General features: G+C 37.6%; 13 protein-coding genes and 1 pseudogene. 5 read left to right on the top strand and 9 right to left on the bottom strand.

Features of this window, described 5'->3' with window-relative positions:
- Positions 1–156: 156 nt before the first annotated feature.
- Positions 157–1,626, bottom strand: a complete 1,470-nt coding sequence (locus E2R68_RS13290) for a glutamate synthase subunit beta (RefSeq protein ID WP_134278167.1) — start codon at positions 1,624–1,626, stop codon at positions 157–159.
- Entirely contained in the window at positions 1,626–6,143 is a 4,518-nt protein-coding gene (gltB, locus tag E2R68_RS13285) for a glutamate synthase large subunit (protein ID WP_134278166.1), read from the bottom strand. The genes E2R68_RS13290 and gltB overlap by 1 nt, the downstream gene beginning before the upstream one ends.
- A gap of 958 nt (positions 6,144–7,101) precedes the next feature.
- Between gltB and E2R68_RS13280 the strand changes: the two genes are divergently transcribed.
- Complete coding sequence (locus E2R68_RS13280; RefSeq protein WP_134278165.1) at positions 7,102–8,283, top strand: MFS transporter; 1,182 nt, start codon at positions 7,102–7,104, stop codon at positions 8,281–8,283.
- 78 nt (positions 8,284–8,361) lie between these two features.
- On the top strand, positions 8,362–8,661 hold the full coding sequence (locus E2R68_RS13275) for an MGMT family protein (protein WP_134278164.1): 300 nt from the start codon (positions 8,362–8,364) through the stop codon (positions 8,659–8,661).
- An 86-nt stretch (positions 8,662–8,747) separates the two neighbouring features.
- On the opposite strand, the gene aroC is transcribed toward E2R68_RS13275, so the two are convergent.
- Both aroC and prmB read right to left on the bottom strand, forming a co-directional pair.
- Positions 8,748–9,836 (bottom strand): chorismate synthase, encoded by a 1,089-nt coding sequence (gene aroC, locus E2R68_RS13270; RefSeq protein WP_134278163.1) that lies wholly within the window; start codon positions 9,834–9,836, stop codon positions 8,748–8,750.
- A gap of 130 nt (positions 9,837–9,966) precedes the next feature.
- On the bottom strand, positions 9,967–10,878 hold the full coding sequence (prmB, locus tag E2R68_RS13265) for a 50S ribosomal protein L3 N(5)-glutamine methyltransferase (protein WP_134278162.1): 912 nt from the start codon (positions 10,876–10,878) through the stop codon (positions 9,967–9,969).
- Positions 10,879–10,935: 57 nt separating this feature from the next.
- Here prmB and smrB point away from each other — a divergent pair, with 57 nt between their 5' ends.
- Complete coding sequence (gene smrB / locus E2R68_RS13260) at positions 10,936–11,481, top strand: endonuclease SmrB (RefSeq protein WP_134278161.1); 546 nt, start codon at positions 10,936–10,938, stop codon at positions 11,479–11,481.
- A gap of 170 nt (positions 11,482–11,651) precedes the next feature.
- Here smrB and catB read toward each other — a convergent pair whose 3' ends face one another.
- Together catB and E2R68_RS13250 are read right to left on the bottom strand one after the other, a co-directional pair.
- Positions 11,652–12,284, bottom strand: a complete 633-nt coding sequence (catB, locus tag E2R68_RS13255; protein ID WP_134278160.1) for a type B chloramphenicol O-acetyltransferase — start codon at positions 12,282–12,284, stop codon at positions 11,652–11,654.
- A gap of 503 nt (positions 12,285–12,787) precedes the next feature.
- Complete coding sequence (locus E2R68_RS13250; RefSeq protein ID WP_134278159.1) at positions 12,788–13,978, bottom strand: MFS transporter; 1,191 nt, start codon at positions 13,976–13,978, stop codon at positions 12,788–12,790.
- A gap of 159 nt (positions 13,979–14,137) precedes the next feature.
- On the opposite strand from E2R68_RS13250, the gene E2R68_RS13245 reads away from it, so the two are divergent.
- Entirely contained in the window at positions 14,138–15,019 is an 882-nt protein-coding gene (locus E2R68_RS13245; RefSeq protein ID WP_134278158.1) for a LysR family transcriptional regulator, read from the top strand.
- Between the two features lie 678 nt (positions 15,020–15,697).
- Positions 15,698–17,236, top strand: coding sequence for an alkaline phosphatase (locus E2R68_RS13240; protein ID WP_134278157.1), 1,539 nt, complete (start codon positions 15,698–15,700; stop codon positions 17,234–17,236).
- Positions 17,237–17,709: 473 nt separating this feature from the next.
- Here E2R68_RS13240 and E2R68_RS13235 read toward each other — a convergent pair whose 3' ends face one another.
- The 3 genes and pseudogenes from E2R68_RS13235 to E2R68_RS13930 all read right to left on the bottom strand — a co-directional run.
- Positions 17,710–19,089 carry an amidohydrolase family protein gene (locus E2R68_RS13235; protein ID WP_134278156.1) on the bottom strand — a complete coding sequence of 460 codons (1,380 nt, stop codon included), beginning with the start codon at positions 19,087–19,089 and terminating at the stop codon, positions 17,710–17,712.
- A 524-nt stretch (positions 19,090–19,613) separates the two neighbouring features.
- The gene (locus E2R68_RS13230) at positions 19,614–20,021 is read right to left on the bottom strand and encodes a GNAT family N-acetyltransferase (protein ID WP_134278155.1); all 408 of its coding nucleotides are present in this window, start codon (positions 20,019–20,021) and stop codon (positions 19,614–19,616) included.
- Between the two features lie 445 nt (positions 20,022–20,466).
- Positions 20,467–20,663 (bottom strand): annotated as a pseudogene (locus E2R68_RS13930) (hypothetical protein); the annotation flags it as partial.

Raw genomic sequence — 20,663 nt, 5'->3', positions numbered from 1 at the left:
TGTGATTGGTATAAGACATTATATTTTTAAAAACTATTAACAAAAAACCCCCTGCTCAACAAGAGAGGGGGTTTTGTTTTTTTACTATCAACTCAACAATTTTTAGCTGAACCATGTTAGCTAACAAGCAGCTATAAATTGTAATCTAAGTTGGTATTAATCAGCGATCATTAATGAATCGTTGATACATTCAAGATTAGTATTACCCATCAAGTAAGTATCGATTGCACGTGAAGCTTCACGGCCTTCATTAATACAACGTACAATCAGAGATTGACCTGTACGCATATCACCAGCGGCAAATACACCCGCTTGATTTGTTTGGAAATCGTCAGTTTGAACATTACCACGTTCATCTAAGCCAATCTCTAACTGTGCTAATACTCCTGTTGGCTCTGGGTGTAAGAACCCCATTGCTAAGAATGCTTTAGTACAAGGAATTGAACGTACAGAACCTTCAATTTCTTTAAAGTTAGGGCGTTGACCTGGTGCTGCTTCTTCCCATTCAATATCTGCAACCACTAACTCTTTAACGTTTCCGTTTTCATCACCGATGAATTCTTTGGTTAGGATTGACCAATGACGATCCACACCTTCTTCATGAGAAGTGGTTGTTTTTAGGATCATTGGGTATGAAGGCCAAGGCATGTTAACTGTACGTTTCTCAGGTGGGATCGGCATGATTTCCACTTGTGTAACAGACGCTGCGCCATGACGGTTAGATGTACCAACACAGTCAGAACCTGTATCACCACCACCGATAACAACAACGTGATCATCTTTAGCATGAATTTCTTCAGTCTTAAGATCCATTCCGTTTGCTCGGCGGTTGTTTTGACCTAGGAATTCCATTGCAAAATGAACTCCTTTTAAGTCACGACCAGGGATTGGTAAATCACGAGGAACTGTAGAGCCACCCGTTAATAACACAACATCAAACTGCTTGCGTAAGTCTTTAGCATCAAAATCAACACCGATATGAGCATTCACAACCATTTTAATACCAGCTGCTTCCATTACCGCGATTTTACGATCGATAACATCCATACCTAGTTTAAAGTCTGGAATACCAAAACGTAATAAACCACCAATTTTTTCATCACGCTCGTATACAGTAACAGTATGACCAGCTGAGTTTAATTGCTCAGCTGCGGCAAGTCCTGCAGGACCTGAACCGATGATAGCAACGGTTTTACCGCTGCGAGAGCTAGGGATTTTTGGTTTAACGTAACCTTCAGCATAAGCTCTTTCTACGATGCTTTTTTCAATATTACAAATCGTAATCGGGTCTTGGTTAATACCTAATACACACGAGCTCTCACAAGGTGCAGGACACACACGACCAGTAAACTCAGGGAAGTTATTAGTCGAGCTTAAGATATCCCAAGCTTCTGACCAACTATCACGGTAAACCGCATCATTAAATTCAGGAATGATGTTACCAATCGGACAACCGTTGTGACAGAAAGGGACACCACAGTCCATACAGCGAGATGCTTGGTCGTTAACTTTTTCACCAAATACATCGTTTTGTACAAACTCTTTATTATTTTTTAGACGCTCTTCAACCGGTAATTTTGGTGGAAGTTCACGACCTAATTCTAAAAATCCAGTAGGCTTACCCATTATGCTTCTCCTTTCGCGCGAGCCGCTAATACCGCTTTATAATCACGAGGCATTACTTTAACAACTTTCGCTAAGCTTGCTTCAACATCGGCTAAGAATGCAGCCGCTAAGTTAGACTCTGTTAGCTCTAAATGTTTAGTTACTTTTGCAATTAATAAGTCTTTATCTGCTTGCTCTAGTGGATCTAGATCAACTAGTTCCATATTACAATTTGCAGTAAATTTATCATCTTGGTCCCAAATATAAGCAACACCGCCACTCATACCTGCCGCAAAGTTACGGCCAGTTGTACCTAGATTAATCATGATACCACCAGTCATATATTCACAACCGTGGTCACCAATACCTTCAACAACAACCTCTGCACCCGAGTTACGAACACAGAAACGTTCACCTGCCATACCGTTAATGTATGACTGACCAGACGTTGCACCGTAGAAACATACATTACCAACGATGATGTTATCTTTAGCAACTAATGGTGAATTACGGTAAGGATAAACAACAATTTGACCACCAGATAAACCTTTACCCCAGTAATCATTTGCGTCACCTTCAACGGTAAATTCAACACCTTTTGCAAGGAAACAACCAAATGATTGACCAGCAGAACCAGTGAATTTAACTTGCATCGGTTTTGGTAAACCAATGTCGTTATACACTTTAGATATTTCATTAGAAAGCATTGCACCACAAGAGCGGTCAATATTAGTGATCGGGAATGCACCCGATACTGCTTCACCTTTTTCAAGAGCAGGTTGTGCTAATTCAATTAGTTTTCTGTCTAATACTTCTTCTAGATTATGATTTTGAGTTGTTTGGTTAAACATCCCATCTTCAGCTTTACCAGCTTGTTTGAACAAGATAGTGCTTAAATCTAAGTTTTTGTATTTCCAGTGTGTTACATCGTCACGTACTTTAAGGTTTTGTGTTTGACCAACCATTTCAGTGATTGATGCATAACCTAAAGCAGCCATGTTTTCACGCATGCCTTGAACCATGTATTGGAAGAAAGTCACAACATCATCCACACGACCGTCAAAACGCTCACGTAATGTTTTGTTTTGTGTTGCAATACCAACAGGACATGTATTCAAATGACACTTACGCATCATGATACAACCTTCAACAACCAGTGCAGCTGTTGCTACCCCCCATTCTTCAGAACCTAATAACGCTGCAATTGTTAAATCACGAGGTGTTTTCATCTGACCATCTGCTTGTAAAACGATACGATTACGCAAGCCGTTTTTCATTAGCGTTTGATGTGCTTCAGATAAACCAAGTTCCCATGGTAAACCCGCATGGCGAATAGATGATAATGGAGATGCACCTGTACCACCGTCAAAACCAGCGATTAAGATAACGTCTGCTTTTGCTTTAGCAACACCTGATGCGATTGTACCCACACCTGCTTCTGATACTAATTTAACGTTAACACGACCAGCGCGGTTAGCATTTTTCAGATCGTAGATAAGCTGAGCTAAATCTTCGATTGAGTAGATATCATGATGCGGTGGTGGTGAAATTAGACCAACGCCAGGAGTAGAGTGACGTGTACGACCAATCCAGTCATCAACTTTGTGACCTGGTAATTGACCACCTTCACCTGGTTTCGCGCCCTGTGCCATTTTGATTTGGATTTCAGCAGCGTTAGTTAGGTAGTATGACGTTACACCGAAACGACCTGATGCAACCTGTTTAATTGCTGAACGTTCCCAGTCACCGTTTTCTTTTGGTAAGAAACGAGCAGGATCTTCACCACCTTCACCAGAGTTTGATTTAGCGCCAATACGGTTCATCGCGATTGCTAACGTAGAGTGAGCTTCGTGAGAGATAGAACCAAATGACATCGCACCTGTAGCAAAACGTTTAAGAATATTTTCTGCTGGCTCTACTTCATCAATTGAAATTGGACCTGTTGCTTTAGGTACAAATACAAACTGACTACGTAACGTTGCAGCATCATCACCTTGTTTATCAACTGCTTCTGCATATTGCTTGAATTGATCGTAATTTTTGTTACGAGTAGATTCTTGTAATAAAGAAATAGTTGTAGGGTTAAATAGATGTTTCTCACCACGTTGTTTCCACTGGTATACACCACCCACGTCTAAACGTTGAGCAGGAACCGCACGTAATGGGAAAGCAAAACGATGACGTACTAATATTTCAGTTGCAATATCGTCAATAGACAGACCTTGGATACGTGTAACAGTCCCTTTAAAGTATGCATCAACAACAGCTTTACTCACACCTAGCGCTTCAAATATTTGAGCACCTTGGTAAGACTGAATGGTTGAAATACCCATTTTAGAGAAGATCTTCAATAGACCCGCATCAATTGCTGCTTTATAAGTTTTGAATACATCATTAACTGATTTTTCAGCAGGTAAACGTTTTTTCGCTTTTAGATCAACAATCATTTCTTCAATTAAGTAAGCATTAACAGCTGAAGCACCGTAACCAATTACTGTTGCAAAATGATGTGTTTCACGTACGTCACCTGTTTCAACTACGATATCACATAGCGCACGAAGGCCACGTTTGATTAGGTAGTGATGTACCGCGCCTGTTACTAACATAGCAGGAATTGGTGCATGATCAGATGTTGCATTACGGTCAGAAAGAATGATGATTGAGTAACCATCGTGAATCGCATCTTCTGCGTAACGACAAATACGATCTAAGGCTTTCTTCAACTTACCTTTTTCGCCAGATGCAGCAAATAAAGTTTCTAATGTTTTAGCTTGTAAATGCTTATCATCTAACGCATTAATTTTTTGTAATTCTGCGTTGCTTAATACTGGAGACTCAAGCTCAACTTTATGACAATGTTCAGGTGTTTCAGCTAATAAGTTTTTATCTTTACCTAAGTAAGTATTTAACGACATAACCATACGCTCACGAATCGGATCGATTGGTGGGTTAGTTACTTGCGCAAATAATTGTTTAAAGTAATGAGATAAATGCTGAGACTGATGAGACAGTACCGCTAACGGCCAATCCACACCCATCGCACCTAACGGCTCTTTACCGTCGCGGAACATTGGTAATACGATGTCAGAAATTTCTTCAGAAGTAACACCAAACGCTTGTAAACGTTTTAACAATAAACCAGCATCTGGTTGAATGTTACGCTCAAGTGCAGCAGGCTTATCTTCTAATTTAACTAGGTTATCAGCTAACCAAGTTTCATAAGGTTTTCTTGCAGCAATACCATCTTTTACTTCATCATCAGAAATAATGCGGCCTTGCTCAAGGTCAGCAACAAAAATACGACCCGGTTGTAAACGACCACGTAACTTGATGTTTTCAGGTTCAATTTCAACAACACCTGATTCAGATGCCATCACTAAGAAGTCATCATTAGTAACACAGTAACGAGATGGACGTAAGCCATTACGGTCAAGCGTTGCACCAACTTGTACACCATCGGTGAAACAAACAGACGCTGGGCCATCCCATGGTTCCATAATATTTGCATGGTACTGGTAGAAAGCACGACGCTTAGGTTCCATGTTTTTATTTTCTTGCCAAGCTTCAGGGATCATCATCATTAATGCATGAGGAAGACTACGGCCAGAAAGTACTAATAATTCTAACGCCATATCGAAGCTTGCAGAATCAGACATACCATCTGTACAGATTGGCATTAACATGTCTAATTCACTGCGTGTAAAGAACTCTGCTTCAAGCAACGCTTCACGCGCTTTCATCCAGTTGATATTACCGCGAACCGTATTGATTTCACCATTGTGAGCAATGTAACGGAACGGTTGCGCTAAACGCCAACGAGGGAATGTGTTAGTAGAGAAACGAGAATGTACAAGTGCTAACGCAGTTACCATGCTTGGATTTTGTAAATCTAAGAAGTATTGAGGTACTTGCTCAGTTGTTAACTGACCTTTATAAACAATCGTTTTGTATGAAAAAGTATTAATGTAGAAATTATCTTCAATACCCTGAACAGACTCTAAACAGATACGTGTTGAGTAGTTACGTAAAATAAATAATTTACGCTCTAATACTGCAGGATCCATATCAGGACCGCCAGTTACAAACATATGCTCAAACTGTGGCTCACTGCTTAGTGGATCTGCACCAATCATAGAATTGTCGGTTGGAAGAACACGGTAACCGATAACTTCAAGCTCTAGACGCTCAGCCGTTCGCTCTAATATTTCACGACATTGATCACGACGATTTTCATCTTTTGGAAATAGGATTGTACCTACACCGTATTGATCAAACTTCGGAAGGGTTATCCCTTCTTTCAAAGCTTCCATTACTAAAAATTCATGCGGTTTTTGTAAAAGAATACCCGCACCATCACCACTGCATGGATCACAGCCTTGCCCACCACGGTGTTCCATACGCGCTAACATATCTAAAGCTTGTGTCACGATTTTGTGAGACTTACTATTTTTTAGATGTGCTACAAAGCCGATACCACAGGCATCGTGCTCTAGTTCAGGCACATAAAGGCCTTGAGCGTTTTGCTCTTTATTAGTCATAAACATGTCCTTCAAGATAAAACAGTAAAGATTTCTCTACTCTCAGATCTAATGTTTTCGAAGTGCTACACACGACTTATTTATTGAGACATTAATCAGAAAACCCAATTAATGTTCAAAAATAAGCAATTAATTTTTTACTTTTTTTATAAAGGAAACTACTTTTTAGGTGAAGCGCACTCAGCAAGACTCCCCAATCTAAGAAATAACGCGTATAACATCCCTATAAGCACAGAGCTTATACATTATTTCTCACAATCACCCTACTGTTACAGGCGTAATTTTGTGCGTATTCTATCTTTTAACCTGCATAAAATCCAATTTTCTTATTCACTTTTGCTACATCTATTTGTTAATGCAGTGTAACTCATTGATCATTATTCGTTATATTTATGTAAATTCACCTAAACACTTAAAAATAAAGCAATAACCGAACATAGAGCAAACTCTTATTTTCAAGAAGTTAACCAACAAATAACAAAAAAAGTGAATAAACACAGTGCTCTCATGAATTTATATTTATAATAATTGAATATTAATTCATAAATAATGTAATTATTAAATCAAAATTTTGTTGGCTCAATGTTTTTTTGTCAGCATTTATGAAAACAAATTTACCACAAATGTTAATAGTTTTTTATTATGACGTTTTTTGTAACGGAAAAGCCCACACCACAAATTTACTGTCTTTTTTAAAAAAAATACCAATGACATTAAGTATGTGATCTGCATTTTGCGCAGAACAAACAATTCAATTCGAGGTGTAAGTTAAATAAATGTTTGTTCCATTAACGAAGTTTATAACAAAGAAGTGAGTTGTTTTAAGCAATAAAATAGATCAGCTATTTACTGATGATTGCTATCAACTTTTCTTCAAAGAAGGTTTCTCTGTGAGATTATTCGCTTTATTGATCAAAAAGCGTAATATTCGCTTTTTTAATCAATCGTAATATATGCTATGAAATCTCATCCCTTTTTTAAAAAACCTGAAAACTTATTACTTTCAATGGCTTTCATTATGCCACTGGTATTTTCTGTATGGATGGTATTACTTAATAATTTTGTTGTTGAAAAAGCAGCTTTTACCGGTGTTGAGATCGGTATACTACAAAGCTTACGTGAAATTCCAGGGTTATTAGCTTTTACTGCCATTTATGTCTTATTATTTATCAAAGAACAACGCCTAGCCATATTGTCTTTAATCATAATGGCAGTCGGTGTCGCTATAACAGGCTTCTTCCCATACGCCACCGGCTTGTATTTAACAACCATTATCATGTCGATTGGATTTCATTACTTTGAAACAGTTAATCAATCACTTACATTACAGTGGATTAAAAAACCTGATACCGCACACTTCATGGGGAAAGTACTTTCGGTCAAAGCTATCGCATCATTACTTGCTTATGGCAGTGTTTGGGTATTAATGGACTACTTTCATGTGAGCTACAAAACCACTTATTTATTGTTTGGTGGGTTAGGTGTCATCCTTACATTATTAATCGCATCAGCATTTAAAGAATTCCCACCTTTAACTGAACAAAGTAAAAAGTTTATTTTAAGAAAACGTTACTGGCTCTATTATGCGCTCACTTTTTTTAGTGGTGCTCGTCGACAAATTTTTGTTGTGTTCGCAGGATTCTTAATGGTCGAAAAATTCCATTACAGTGTTGCCGAAATTAGTGCTTTATTCTTAATTAATTATGTTTTTAACTGGTTATTTGCAGCCAAAATAGGAAAGCTGATTGGTCACTTGGGAGAACGTCCGGTATTAATATTCGAATATACGGGATTAATACTACTTTTCATCTCTTATGCTTTAGTAGAAAACAGTACCATTGCAGCTAGTTTATACGTTATTGATCATCTATTTTTTGCGCTCGCAATTGCTATCAAAACCTACTTTCAAAAAATAGCGAATCCCAAAGATATTGCCGCTACTGCTGGCATTAGTTTTACCATTAATCATATTGCCGCTGTTGTTATTCCTGTTTTATTAGGCATTGTATGGATTACTGATCCTGCATGGGTATTTTATTGTGGAGCAGGTTTTGCTATTTGTTCACTAATACTTTCTTTCTTCGTACCAAAGGATCCAATGCAAGGTAACGAATTTAGTTATCAGAAAAAAGAAACCTAATATTTAAACTCCTTATACCGATTACATTAAGTATGTAAGCTAAATTTACTGTGATTGGTATTAATACAGAGATGACAAATGCAAGAGTTTAAACAAAATATCTATACTATTTTATTTTTTATAGAAAAAGGAAAACTAACCACTTACGGGCAGTTAGCTAAACAAGCAGGTTTTCCACATCACTCTCGCCACGTAGGTAAAGTATTATCAACACTTCCCAAAGATTCTCGTTTACCTTGGCACCGAGTAGTCAATGCACAAGGGAAAATATCCTTGAGTGGAGATCGCTTTATAAGGCAAAAAACCTTATTAGAAAAAGACGGAATAGAAGTAACTGATGAAGGTAAAATAATTCATTTTAAGCGCTATTTAGATTAGCATCTTCTGATTTAACAAAATAAACTTAGAAACAAAAACAGTCTCAAATGAGACTGTTTTTTATACAAATAAAATTAGCTACAGGCTTATTTCAAATGTGGTGTATTAGTTGTCACATGTAAATTCTGTGCACGATGACGTAATACGTGATCAAGTAAAGTAATTGCCATTTGTGCTTCAGCAATTGGCACAGCACGAATACCCACACATGGATCATGACGACCTTTAGTGATCATCTCTGTCGCTTCACCATCAGTGGTAATAGTACGCCCAGGAATCGTTAAGCTAGAAGTTGGTTTCAACGCTATTGACGCAATAATGTCTTGGCCAGTTGAAATACCGCCTAACACACCACCAGCATGATTAGATAAGAAACCTTCGGGAGTCATCTCATCACGGTGTTCAGTGCCTTTTTGGTTAGCAACAGCAAAACCATCACCAATCTCAACACCTTTAACTGCATTAATACTCATTAAAGAATGTGCTAACTCAGCATCAAGGCGATCAAAAACAGGCTCACCTAAACCAACAGGCACACAAGAAGCAACCACAGTGACTTTAGCACCAACAGAATTACCTTCTTTAATTAACGCTTTCATGTAATTTTCTAAAGCCGTTATTTTTGATACATCAGGAAAAAAGAAAGGATTATTTTCCACTTCATTCCAGTCGATAGTATCTGGTGTAATATCACCTAATTGACTCAAGTAACCATGAATTTCAATACCAAATTGCTCTTTCAAATATTTTTTAGCAATTGCACCTGCAGCCACTCGCATCGCAGTTTCACGAGCAGAAGAACGGCCACCACCGCGGTAATCACGGTGTCCATATTTTTGATGATATGTGTAATCAGCATGTCCAGGACGAAACAGATCTTTAATCGCAGAGTAATCTTTAGAACGTTGATCGGTATTTTCAATCATTAAACCAATACTACAACCCGTTGTTTTTCCTTCAAATACTCCTGATAAGATCTTAACTTGATCTCCTTCTTGGCGCATTGTGGTATAACGAGATTGACCTGGGCGACGACGATCTAAATCATGCTGTAAATCAGCTTCAGTGATTTCTAAATTAGGTGGAATACCATCAACAATACACCCCAAAGCTGCACCGTGGCTTTCACCAAAGGTTGTTACCTTAAAAATTTGACCAATACTGCTTCCTGCCATTTTTTAATTTCCCACGTTTAATAACAATGACATCAATAATATGATTGTTATAAATTTTCATATCAAGAAGATGTTGCTAGCGCACACCTTCCCTGTAAATATCAACTATATATTTTAAATCTTTTTCAACTTAGATTTTAATATTATCAAGCTGTGCTTTGGTTAATACAAAGACACCATGCCCACCGATTGAAAATTCAATCCATTGGAATGGAATTTTTGGATAAGCAGCTTGTAAATGAACTTGAGAGTTCCCTACTTCTACAAACAAAACACCGTCTTCATTTAACATTGCACCAGCTTGACGTAACATATCACGGACTAAATCTAATCCATCATGTCCACAAGCTAAACCTAGCTCAGGCTCATGTTTATATTCTTCAGGTAAGTTTGCCATATCTTCAGCATCAACATAAGGCGGATTTGACACAATCAAATCATACTTCTCATTCTCAATTCCACTGAATAAATCAGACTGAATAGGGAAAACCTGTTGAGATACACCATGATTTTGAATATTAATATCAGCTACTTCTAATGCATCTTCTGATAAATCAACCGCATCAACTTCTGCATCAGGGAATTCATAAGCACACGCGATAGCGATACAACCACTACCCGTACATAAGTCTAAAATACGTTTAGGTGATTTTTTTACCCAAGGAGCAAATTTAGCTTCAATCAATTCCGCAATAGGAGAGCGAGGAACAAGCGTACGCTCATCAACATAAAACTCTAAACCAGCAAACCAAGCACTGTTGGTTAAATACGGCACAGGTATACGTTGCTCAATACGAGTCACAAGCAAATCAACCAACATTTGACGTTCACGTTTGGTTAAACGAGATTGTAAAATCATCACATTGCTTTGTAAATCTAGATTCAACGACGGTAATATTAATTGTACCGCTTCATCCCAAGCGTTATCAGTGCCGTGACCAAAAAATAATCCTGCTCGGTTAAACTCAGTTACCGCCCAACGTACTACGTCTTGAATGGTGACTAATTCATTCACCGCTTCATCACTAAAAATCCTATCCAATTTATTCTCCAATTGAGGTAAACTTCGCGCATTCAATCACCTAGCTTTGGAAAAAACATGACCGATAATAATAATGATGATGATTTTTCGCTTTTTAGCGCAGAATTTGCAGGTATCAAAAAGTTGCAACAGGATACCATAAAATTACCGCCGAAAAACATCAAGAATAAAGCGGTCATCAAAGAAAAACGTGAGCAGAATTTTGAACAAAGCCACTTCTCAGATGCTTTTGAACCTCTTTTACCAGAAGAAGGCCCGGTTCGTTATAGCCGAACAGATGCACAAAAATACTTAGTTAAACAATTACGCCGTGGTGATTTCACACCAGAGATCATTCTTGATCTGCATGGATTAACTCAACAAGAAGCTAAAAGTGAGTTAGCTGCATTGATTAATTGCTGTAAAAAAGAAGGATTATATTGTTGTAGTGTTATTCATGGAATGGGCAAACATATTCTCAAAAAACAAGTGCCATTATGGCTAGCACAGCATCCAGACATTTTAGCTTTTCATCAAGCACCATTAGAATTTGGCGGCCAAGGTGCGTTATCTGTATTAGTTGAATTGGAAGACTGGCAGATGAAAGAAGAAAAAAAGCGCTAAGGTTATCGACGGAAATGCTAATTAACTATCTAAAAGCAAATTACTTTTGCGCCCTTTTTGTAAATACAATCTATTGCCAGTGACAAAACTCGCTTGTAAACGTAATTATCAATTAAATGAATAAAGAAATAACAATAGACTTAATGAAGCAGTTTCGCTGAAGTCATTTATTATGCGCGATGCAACTTTTTCCAATAATCATAAAGCCCGCTAATATCTGACGAACACATTAAGTCCATTGCGCCTTTAATTTCTTCATCACTCCACTGCCACCACTTCATTTCTAATAAACGAGATATTTCACTATCAGTAAATCGATAACGAATGTGTTTTGCAGGGTTGGAGCCAACAATTGAATAAGGTGCGACATCTTTAGTGACAACAGCACGGCTTGCTATAATTGCGCCGTCACCAACGGTAACCCCACTCATGATCATCGCTTCTGTACCAATCCAAACATCATTACCAATAACGGTATTGCCTGACCGTTCAAATCCATCTTTAGAATCAACAAAGTTATCATTTTCTTGATAGAAAAACGGAAAAGTACTAACCCAATTATTTTGGTGCCCTTGATTTCCAGCCATCATAAAGACGGCACCAGAGCCAATGGAACAATAACTACCAATAATTAACTTATCAACATCAGTTCTATCAGATAGTAAGTAACGAGCACAATCATCAAAACTATGGTGATGATAATAGCCAGAATAATAACTATGCTCTCCCACGATAATATTAGGATTAGTTACTTGTTCTTTTAGTGATTTACCCATGAAAGGACTTTCAAAATAATTCTTCAATGTAGAGCCTATAGTCTATTTATAACAGCATTGCTAACTTTCATGGTGAAATGTTACATGATAATACTGGCTTCATAAACTCAAACAATCCCAAAGCTAATCGCTTTTTCCCTATAAACCCATAAGCTAGAACAAAGATCACTTAACCACAGCAATCAAGTGCTACACAGTCGTGATGGTGCAAATTTTAAATAAATAGGTTAAACGCTTGAGTGATCAGCATCGGTGCAACTGTGTTAACGGCGAACACGTCGAGCCAACTTTTCTGCTTCATTACGGTTAATGTTTCACACGCTTCCCCGCCACTTCGGCATTATGAATAAGTATATCAATGTGTTCATTTTGAAAGTATGCAGTTAAATAAGCTACTTGTGCTTCATTCATTACATCCAATTAATAGAGCTGGATATTGTCATGAAGCTTCGACTGTTGTATTTATAAGTAAAAAAGGCGACGCTTTATACCTATAGCGTCGTCTTGATGTTTAAATAAGTGTTACTTCACTAAGCGATTTTTTGCTTAAGCTCTTGAGAAGCTGATCTTTTATCTAGTGCACCACTAAAGCGTGTTAATACAAGTGCAATCAATACAACAATTGCGCCAATCCAAGGAGTGTTCATCAATCCAGCTTTTACCACGATTAAACCACCACCCCAAGCACCTAATGCAATACCAACATTAAAGGCCGCAATATTTAGACCAGAAGCAACATCAATGGCATTAGGCGTATGTTTTTCAGCTAATTTCACAACGTAGACCTGTAATCCCGGTACATTCCCAAAAGCAAACGCGCCCCAGACTAAAATAGTGATAACGACAGCAATTGGGTTACTTGCTGTAAAGTTGAGTGCTAGTAACACCGCAGCTAAACCAGCAAAGATAATCGTCAACGCTTTAATTGGGCCCATTTTATCTGCCATTTTTCCACCCCAAATATTACCGACGGCGACCGATACTCCGTAAACCAGCATGATTAAGCTAATTGAACTTGAATCAAAGCCTGAGATTTGCTCTAAAATTGAGGCTAAGTAGGTGAAAGCTATAAATGAACCACCGTAACCAATTGCTGTAATCGCATAAACAAGTAATAACCGCGGTTCAGCAAGCACTTTAAATTGTGCTGAAATCTTACTCACAGGTGCTTGTTTTAGGTTATTGGGTACTAATAATGCACTACCAATAAGAGCAATCAGGCCTAATATTGCAACCACTAGGAATGTAGACTGCCAGCCAAACGTTTGACCAATATAAGTACCAAGTGGTACGCCCGTTACTAATGCCACTGTTAACCCTGTAAACATGATCGCAATTGCGCTCGCCGCTTTTTCTTTTGCAACTAAGCCCGTTGCAATCGAAGTACCTATTGAGAAGAATACTCCGTGCGCAAGCCCTGTTAATATGCGCGCAAGGATCAGTGTTTCATAACTTGGTGCTTGCCATGCTAATACATTGCCTGCAACAAAAAGAGTCATCACAGACAGTAAAACGTGTTTTCTATTCCACCTACCTGTTAATGCCGTTAACACAGGTGCGCCTACTGCAACACCTAATGCATAAAGACTAACTAACAATCCTGCCGATGGGAGTGATACATGTATATCTTGTGCTATGGCAGGAATTAATCCAACGATTACAAATTCAGTTGTTCCAATTGCAAAAGCACTGAGCGTCAGTGCGAGTAGAGCGAGAGGCATAATTTATTTCCTATTTTTAGTGTTTGATTAATTAAAAACTGTATGGTTTGTTTGTTGGACGCATTATTAATGAACTTTACGTTGCTAAAAACCGTGTTATTAACAAATTACTTTTGTTAATATTGAAGGTAATTTTTATTGAAATTAAAAGGGAAGCGTATGTTGACGCGATCAGATGATTTAGAAATTCTACTGGCAGTGATCGATAGTGGTGGTTTTTCAGCGGCGGCTGAACTATTAGATATTCAAGTTGCACGAGTGTCTCGCGCCGTCAGTAAGATTGAGAAGCAGCTTGGCGTGACTATTTTGAACCGGACAACACGGCGTATTGAACTAACCGATGAAGGACGTCTATTTGTTGAATCTGTGCGTACTGGGTTATTACAGATCCAAAAAGCTGAGCAAAATCTTGTTACACGTGGAGAACTACCTGCAGGTAAATTACGAATTGATGCAGCTAGTCCTTTCATCTTTCATCAACTCATTCCTCTCATTGCACCTTTTAATAAAGCATTTCCTGATATTCAAGTAGAGCTAACGTCTAATGAGGGTATTGTTGACCTGTTAGAGAAAAAAACAGATATTGCCATTCGTATCGGCAAATTAAGCGACTCCACATTACACGCCCGCCCACTAGGAAAAAGCTCACTACATATCGTAGCCTCACCTGAGTATCTCGCCAAAAGAGGGTTACCTAAACAATCGACTGATTTATCTGCACATCAACTAATTGGATTCACTGGCGCAAAAGTGCTTAATAGCTGGCCAATTACTGACGGAGAAAATATCGTTCCAGATTTAACTGCTAGTAATGGTGAAACTGTGCGTCAACTTACTTTAGCAGGCAATGGCATCGCCTGCTTATCGGGATTTATGGTTAATGAAGATATAGCCGCAGGCAGATTAATTTCTATATTACAGCAGCAAAAGCAGAGCAAACCAGAGCGAGAACAAATTAACGCCGTCTTTTATAAATCGTCATCTCTTGCTCGACGTATATCTGCTTTTATTGACTTTATTAAACCCAAATTATCACTGTAAATATTTGATTAACGATTGCACTCGATTGATGTAACCCATTACAAGGAAATATTATCGGCATTTTTTACAAAAGTAATTTCAATAAGTAACCAATTAATTATTAAATATATGCAGTTTCAGATGGGTAATAGATTCTTTCAATTACAATGTTCAAGTATTTTTCATCACTAAATAGAATGATCGGTGCATACAATAAGAAAGGCAACGAGTTGAACCTGATGACAGAATTTATGATGAAAAAAATGAAGTCATAACACTCTATCCACAAGTACAAATACCCCCTTTAAAAGATAGTTTGATAAAAATATTCAGCGCTTATTAACTTCAATCTTTATCTGCCCACAATTTAATTTAACCCGAACACCCTATTGGGTTTTATAGCAATTGCATTAAATAAGTGATCTTAACGAGTAAAAATATATCAGTTAATTAGTGTGTTTGGATTATTCAAATACATTAATTTTGGGGAAGTTCAACGGCGGATAAGTGCAACCACATTGAGCCTTGGTTCAATGATTAACTAATTGATATTATTAATTTCAATGTATCGGTGTCCGCAACTTTTATCTATTAACTTCCAATCTTTGGGTAGCCATAAATTTTTTTTAATTATCATTAATAATTCTGTAACACTCTTGAGGCTTAATATAGCCACACAAAATACAAGGAGTTACACAAGTGAGCTTTATAAAAAATCCGATGAACCTTAATATTATTGCAATGTCTGTTCTTTTCTCATTAGCAGGTTGTAATAGCCCTTCTAATACTGAGGCAGAATCTGATACTCAACCAGAAATTGAATCTGAAACTCAACCTGAATTTCAGCCTGAGATTAAAAGAAAAAATGTGATCATGATGATTACTGATGGTGCGAGTGACGGGGCATGGGATATTGCAACTTACTGGACAAACGGAACACTTGCTAATAATACATACCCATACAATGAGTTAGAAACACGTATGGGTATGAGTACTTATTCTTTAAATACAAACTCAGAACCACTTGAGAACTGTGATGGAGAAGTAGGTGAAGTTAGTTATGATAAAGATAAAGCTTGGGATGATGAGCTGGTTGATGCAGACGATCGACGCCCATTTGCTGGCTATCAATACCTTAACGAGAACTACACTGATTCAGCAGCAGCAGGTACAGCACTAGCGACGGGTAACAAAACTTATTTAGGCGCAATTGGTGTTGATTATTGTGGACAGTCACTAAAATCGATTACAGAAATAGCCAAAGAAAATGGTCTTGCGACAGGTATCGTTACTTCAGTAATGTATAGCCATGCTACACCAGCCGCTTTTTCTGCTAATAATGTCAGCCGTAATAACTACGCTGATATTGGTCACCAAATGCTAACAAACGGTAAAGCAGATTTAATTATGGGTGCAGGCCATCCTGATTTTAGCAGTACTAGTAAGCCTAATGAGGAAAGCACTTTTTGGTATATTAGCGAAGATGATTGGAATGCATTGAATAATAAGACGCTGAAACCAGCGGGTTCAGACACCGCGTGGAATCTTATCGAAACGAAAGCTGATTTTGAAAAGCTCGCAAACAATGAAGCCGATAACGAAATAATGGATGCTCCATTATTTGGCTTAGTACAAAACAGCTCAACATTACAGGCGTATCGTTCTTGTGAAAATGGCGAAGGTAGGTATGTTGCTTTTGCTTGTACTGCTCTCGACAATACTCCAACATTAAAAACAATGACCAAAGGTGCACTAAATTACCTTTCTCAAAATGAGCAGGGTTTCTTCATGATGGTTGAAGGTGGTGCGGTTGATTGGGCGGCACACTGGAACGATACAACACGTATTATTGAAGAACAGGTAGATTTCAATAACTCAGTTGCTGCTGTTATAGAGTGGGTTGAGGAAAATAGTAGTTGGGAAGAAACCTTATTAATCGTCACTACCGACCATGGTAACTCTTATGTACTAGGTGAAACATCAGACCAAAATGCCTATGCTCCTGTAGAAAACCCAGGTCAAGGTGTGATGCCAGTTGTCAAATACTACAGCGGTAGCCATACTAATGAATTAGTACGTTTCTATGCTAAAGGTAATGGTATTGAAGGTTTAAGTGATTTAACTCAAGGTAACGATCCTGGTTATGTTACTCACTATCAAAATATTGGCTCAAATGGAGACTACATTGATAATACCAATGCATTCGATCTAATGAAGCAAGTGATTGAAGCCCCTTAAGCTGCCATAATCTATGTCATTTAAAATAATCTCACGCTTTGAAATAAGAGCGTGAGATTATTTCATTTTAATTACCAGTCCCCGATTGTAGACTTCAAAATATTTTTAGAAAAAACAATGTCTAACTACAGTTAAACTGCCATGGAACCGGACAATAAATCATAATTATTCCCATTAAAAATAATACCTATTTTTCGAGGGTTTTCACTCTCCCCTTCTAAGAGTCATTCATCTTTTAATTGAGTGTATTAAAGTAGAATAAATCAACGAATAAAAGGGAAGTAACGAAAAAAAAGAGCCAAACTTTTAAACGTCTAGCTAGGGGCGGCATTTACCAAAATGGTCACTTTTAAAATTAAATACACAATATTATCAAATAAAAAAAGCAACCCGTAGGCTAATGCAGTTCACCTTAAGTAAGCGGCATTAACCCGTAGATTGCTTTATAGCGTTTAATATTGGTGCACTAAGCCCTAAAAAGGAGCATCACCTTTAGTTTTAGTGTACTTAGTTTTAAACCTTTCTACTGTCTGCTTATTTTTTGCAAGCAGAGCTGATAAAGGTTCATCTGTGATTATCACCTTGCCATTTTCTTTTAGAATCTTTCCGGCCACCATCACCATCTCAACATTTCGAGGCTGCGCCTCTAAAGTCACCTGTGCAACACTATCCCAAGTAGCTCCCATGTTGCTGGTGTTAGGATTTAATAAAATAAGATCAGCCTGCTTTCCAACCTCTACAGTACCCACACTGGATTCCAAGCCAAGAACCTTCGCTCCTTCTATTGTCGCCAATAGTTCTACATCTTTATAGCTAGGGTAAACAGTAGGGTCTTCATGTGATGCGCGCTGTAAACCGACAGTTGCTTTCATCAACGTAAAAAAATCGGCATTATCATTGGCTGCACCATCTAGACCTAAGCCCACAGTTAAACCAGCTTTATGTAACTTTCCTAGTGGCATAACACCGGATGCTAAGCGCATGTTGCTGAGCGCATTATGGGTCAGTTTTGCATGAATATCTTTCATCCAGGCTATCTCATCATCTGTAGGGTGAACAACATGATTTAGAATTAACGGTACCTTATCTGCACCAATACGCTTTAATACCTTTGTATGCTGTTCAAGTTGATCATCGGTTCTATTTTCCAGGTAATGGAAATTAACAGATACCTTCAACTCTTTAGCTAACTCTACTGCTTTCTTTGCTGTCGCCTCCATATAGATAGCAGGATGACTTGCTAACTCCATATGCCCTAATGGATCCTTGTCTATCGCAGACTTTAATTTGTAAGCATCTTTATTGAAAGTATCATCCGTGCTTGGATTAAATGCCATTACATAGCGCAGTCCAGACTGTTGTAGTGCATCTAACCCTCCCCATGTTTGGCCTCTTGTCATAGTATGATTCCAGTCCATAACCGTTGTCACGCCCGTATTAATTAAGTCATAGGTAGAGGTGCGAATTGCCGCGAAAGCTTCATCTTTAGTGAACTGAGCTTTTGCTGGTAGCAAGTCACAATCTCTAATCCAACCATATAGGTTATGCTCGTTACCACAACTGCGAATATCTACCTGCCAGAGATGATCATGAGTGTCGACAAAGCCCGCTTGTAATATTTTTCCTTTCCCCTCGATAGTTTTATCAGTTTTGACTTCAATATGATCAGATATTTTATTAATCACACCGTCCACAATTAAAACATCCTTATTATGTAACACTTCAATATCATCATCTTTTTTTGAGACACTTGTAATAATAGTACTAACATCATTAATTAAAATAGTGCTGGTTTGAGCTTGTGCAACAAATGGAATAAAAGCCATCAATGAAATAACATGTTTATTTATCACTTTAAGAAACCCCGTAGTATGGAAAATTTTTTACTGCAATTTTTTACTGCAATTCCTTACTGCAACTTACGAGCCAACATCACATAACCATAAAAAATAATGGTTATGCATCAAAAAAAACCAAAAAACCAATAGACAACCACAAACCTAGAATAAAAAAATAAAGGTTAGATAACTACAAAAAGAGCAAATTAATGAAGGAATTAAAAACTAGAGAGAAACTAGCGGACAGCCATAAATTTTTATATAAACAATACAAGCTGAATTGCTATCAAAAGGATCAAATTAACGTGGAGATTACTGCTCATTGCTTGAAAAAAAGAAAGTAGATTAATTAATGGTTAAAAGCACTTTTTCAGGGATACAAAATATTAGCGGTCGCTAATAATTAAATATATATAGCACTTCTCTAACGCCAACCTAAAGCACAGATTGCTGGTACAGATTTTGTGTGTGTTGTTTATTACAAAAAGCACGATAGTAAAACCTAGCGGATTTCAGATTCTTGTTATAGATTTTTAAACTTACTTTAAAGCAACTTCCATTTTAAAGTAAGACACATCTGCTTTATAAAAACGTTCTCCGTATGACTGCATACCGAAACGCTCATAAAAACTTAAAGCAGATTCTCTAGCATCACAGCAAAAAACTTTTACCCCCCTATTATTAAGTGTGTTAATAATAAACGTTAGCATTTTAGAGCCAATACCTTGCCCTTGATAATCAGTTTTAGTAGCAAACTTACGTAGGCGTGCTTTATCTGATTTGATGTATACGGAAGCAACACAAATAAGTTCGCCATTAACAAAGGCACCAAAATGCATTGCATCATGATCACCATCTACATGACAATATTCAGGAGGTTTGTTTGGCCAAAGAACACTTTGTCGAAGCGGGATTGTTTGCTCCCATGAAATACTACGAATTTCCATATAATCTTACAGAGCCTCCATAGGCATATGACGCCCTTATTAACGGGCAAAATATTGTGGCTAAAATTTGAAGAAAGAAAATAACCAACTGTATTTTTTGGTCTTCACCCCGAAATAAATCCGGACATCCATTCATTCGAAACGAATAAACCTGGACATCCATTCATTTATATTATGCTTAATATACTATTTCTGTTATCCACACACCAAGTCAATTAATCGAATAAACCTGCGAATAAACCTGGACATCCATTCATTTACATTATGCTTAATATGCTATTTCTATTATCCACACACCAAGTCAATTAATGGGAATAGTTGGGTAATAAAAGCTAATGCATAGAATTTATAAGTAAATAGCTAAAACTCATCAGTTTTTATATACAAGAAAGCTTAGCGAACGCTAATAATAAAATGATTAGGAATGAAATGAATTAACGATGAACTAATGCAGCCGTAATTGGTTTTTACTCGCTATCCAACACTTACCTGTGTGACTGGCATATGCGGATAACGCGTCTAACGACCCTACCGCGCCGTGATAATCTTTGCCAAAACTACTGGCCAATGATAACCAAGTATCATCATCTAACCCAAGCTGAGAGAGAATGCTAGGGCGTTGACTTGAAATAGCACCACGTT

This window comes from Psychromonas algarum, assembly GCF_004376845.1.
Taxonomy (GTDB): domain Bacteria; phylum Pseudomonadota; class Gammaproteobacteria; order Enterobacterales; family Psychromonadaceae; genus Psychromonas.
Note: the sequence above shows the minus strand (reverse complement) of the source record. Positions and strands in the feature narration are given on the sequence as shown.

Excerpts from the sequence above, each read along its gene's own strand:
- E2R68_RS13290 (WP_134278167.1), bottom strand. The coding sequence starts at position 1,626 with ATGGGTAAGCCTACTGGATTTTTAGAATTAGGTCGTGAACTTCCACCA.
- gltB (WP_134278166.1), bottom strand. The coding sequence starts at position 6,143 with ATGACTAATAAAGAGCAAAACGCTCAAGGCCTTTATGTGCCTGAACTA.
- E2R68_RS13280 (WP_134278165.1), top strand. The coding sequence starts at position 7,102 with ATGAAATCTCATCCCTTTTTTAAAAAACCTGAAAACTTATTACTTTCA.
- E2R68_RS13275 (WP_134278164.1), top strand. The coding sequence starts at position 8,362 with ATGCAAGAGTTTAAACAAAATATCTATACTATTTTATTTTTTATAGAA.
- aroC (WP_134278163.1), bottom strand. The coding sequence starts at position 9,836 with ATGGCAGGAAGCAGTATTGGTCAAATTTTTAAGGTAACAACCTTTGGT.
- smrB (WP_134278161.1), top strand. The coding sequence starts at position 10,936 with ATGACCGATAATAATAATGATGATGATTTTTCGCTTTTTAGCGCAGAA.
- E2R68_RS13250 (WP_134278159.1), bottom strand. The coding sequence starts at position 13,978 with ATGCCTCTCGCTCTACTCGCACTGACGCTCAGTGCTTTTGCAATTGGA.
- E2R68_RS13245 (WP_134278158.1), top strand. The coding sequence starts at position 14,138 with ATGTTGACGCGATCAGATGATTTAGAAATTCTACTGGCAGTGATCGAT.
- E2R68_RS13230 (WP_134278155.1), bottom strand. The coding sequence starts at position 20,021 with ATGGAAATTCGTAGTATTTCATGGGAGCAAACAATCCCGCTTCGACAA.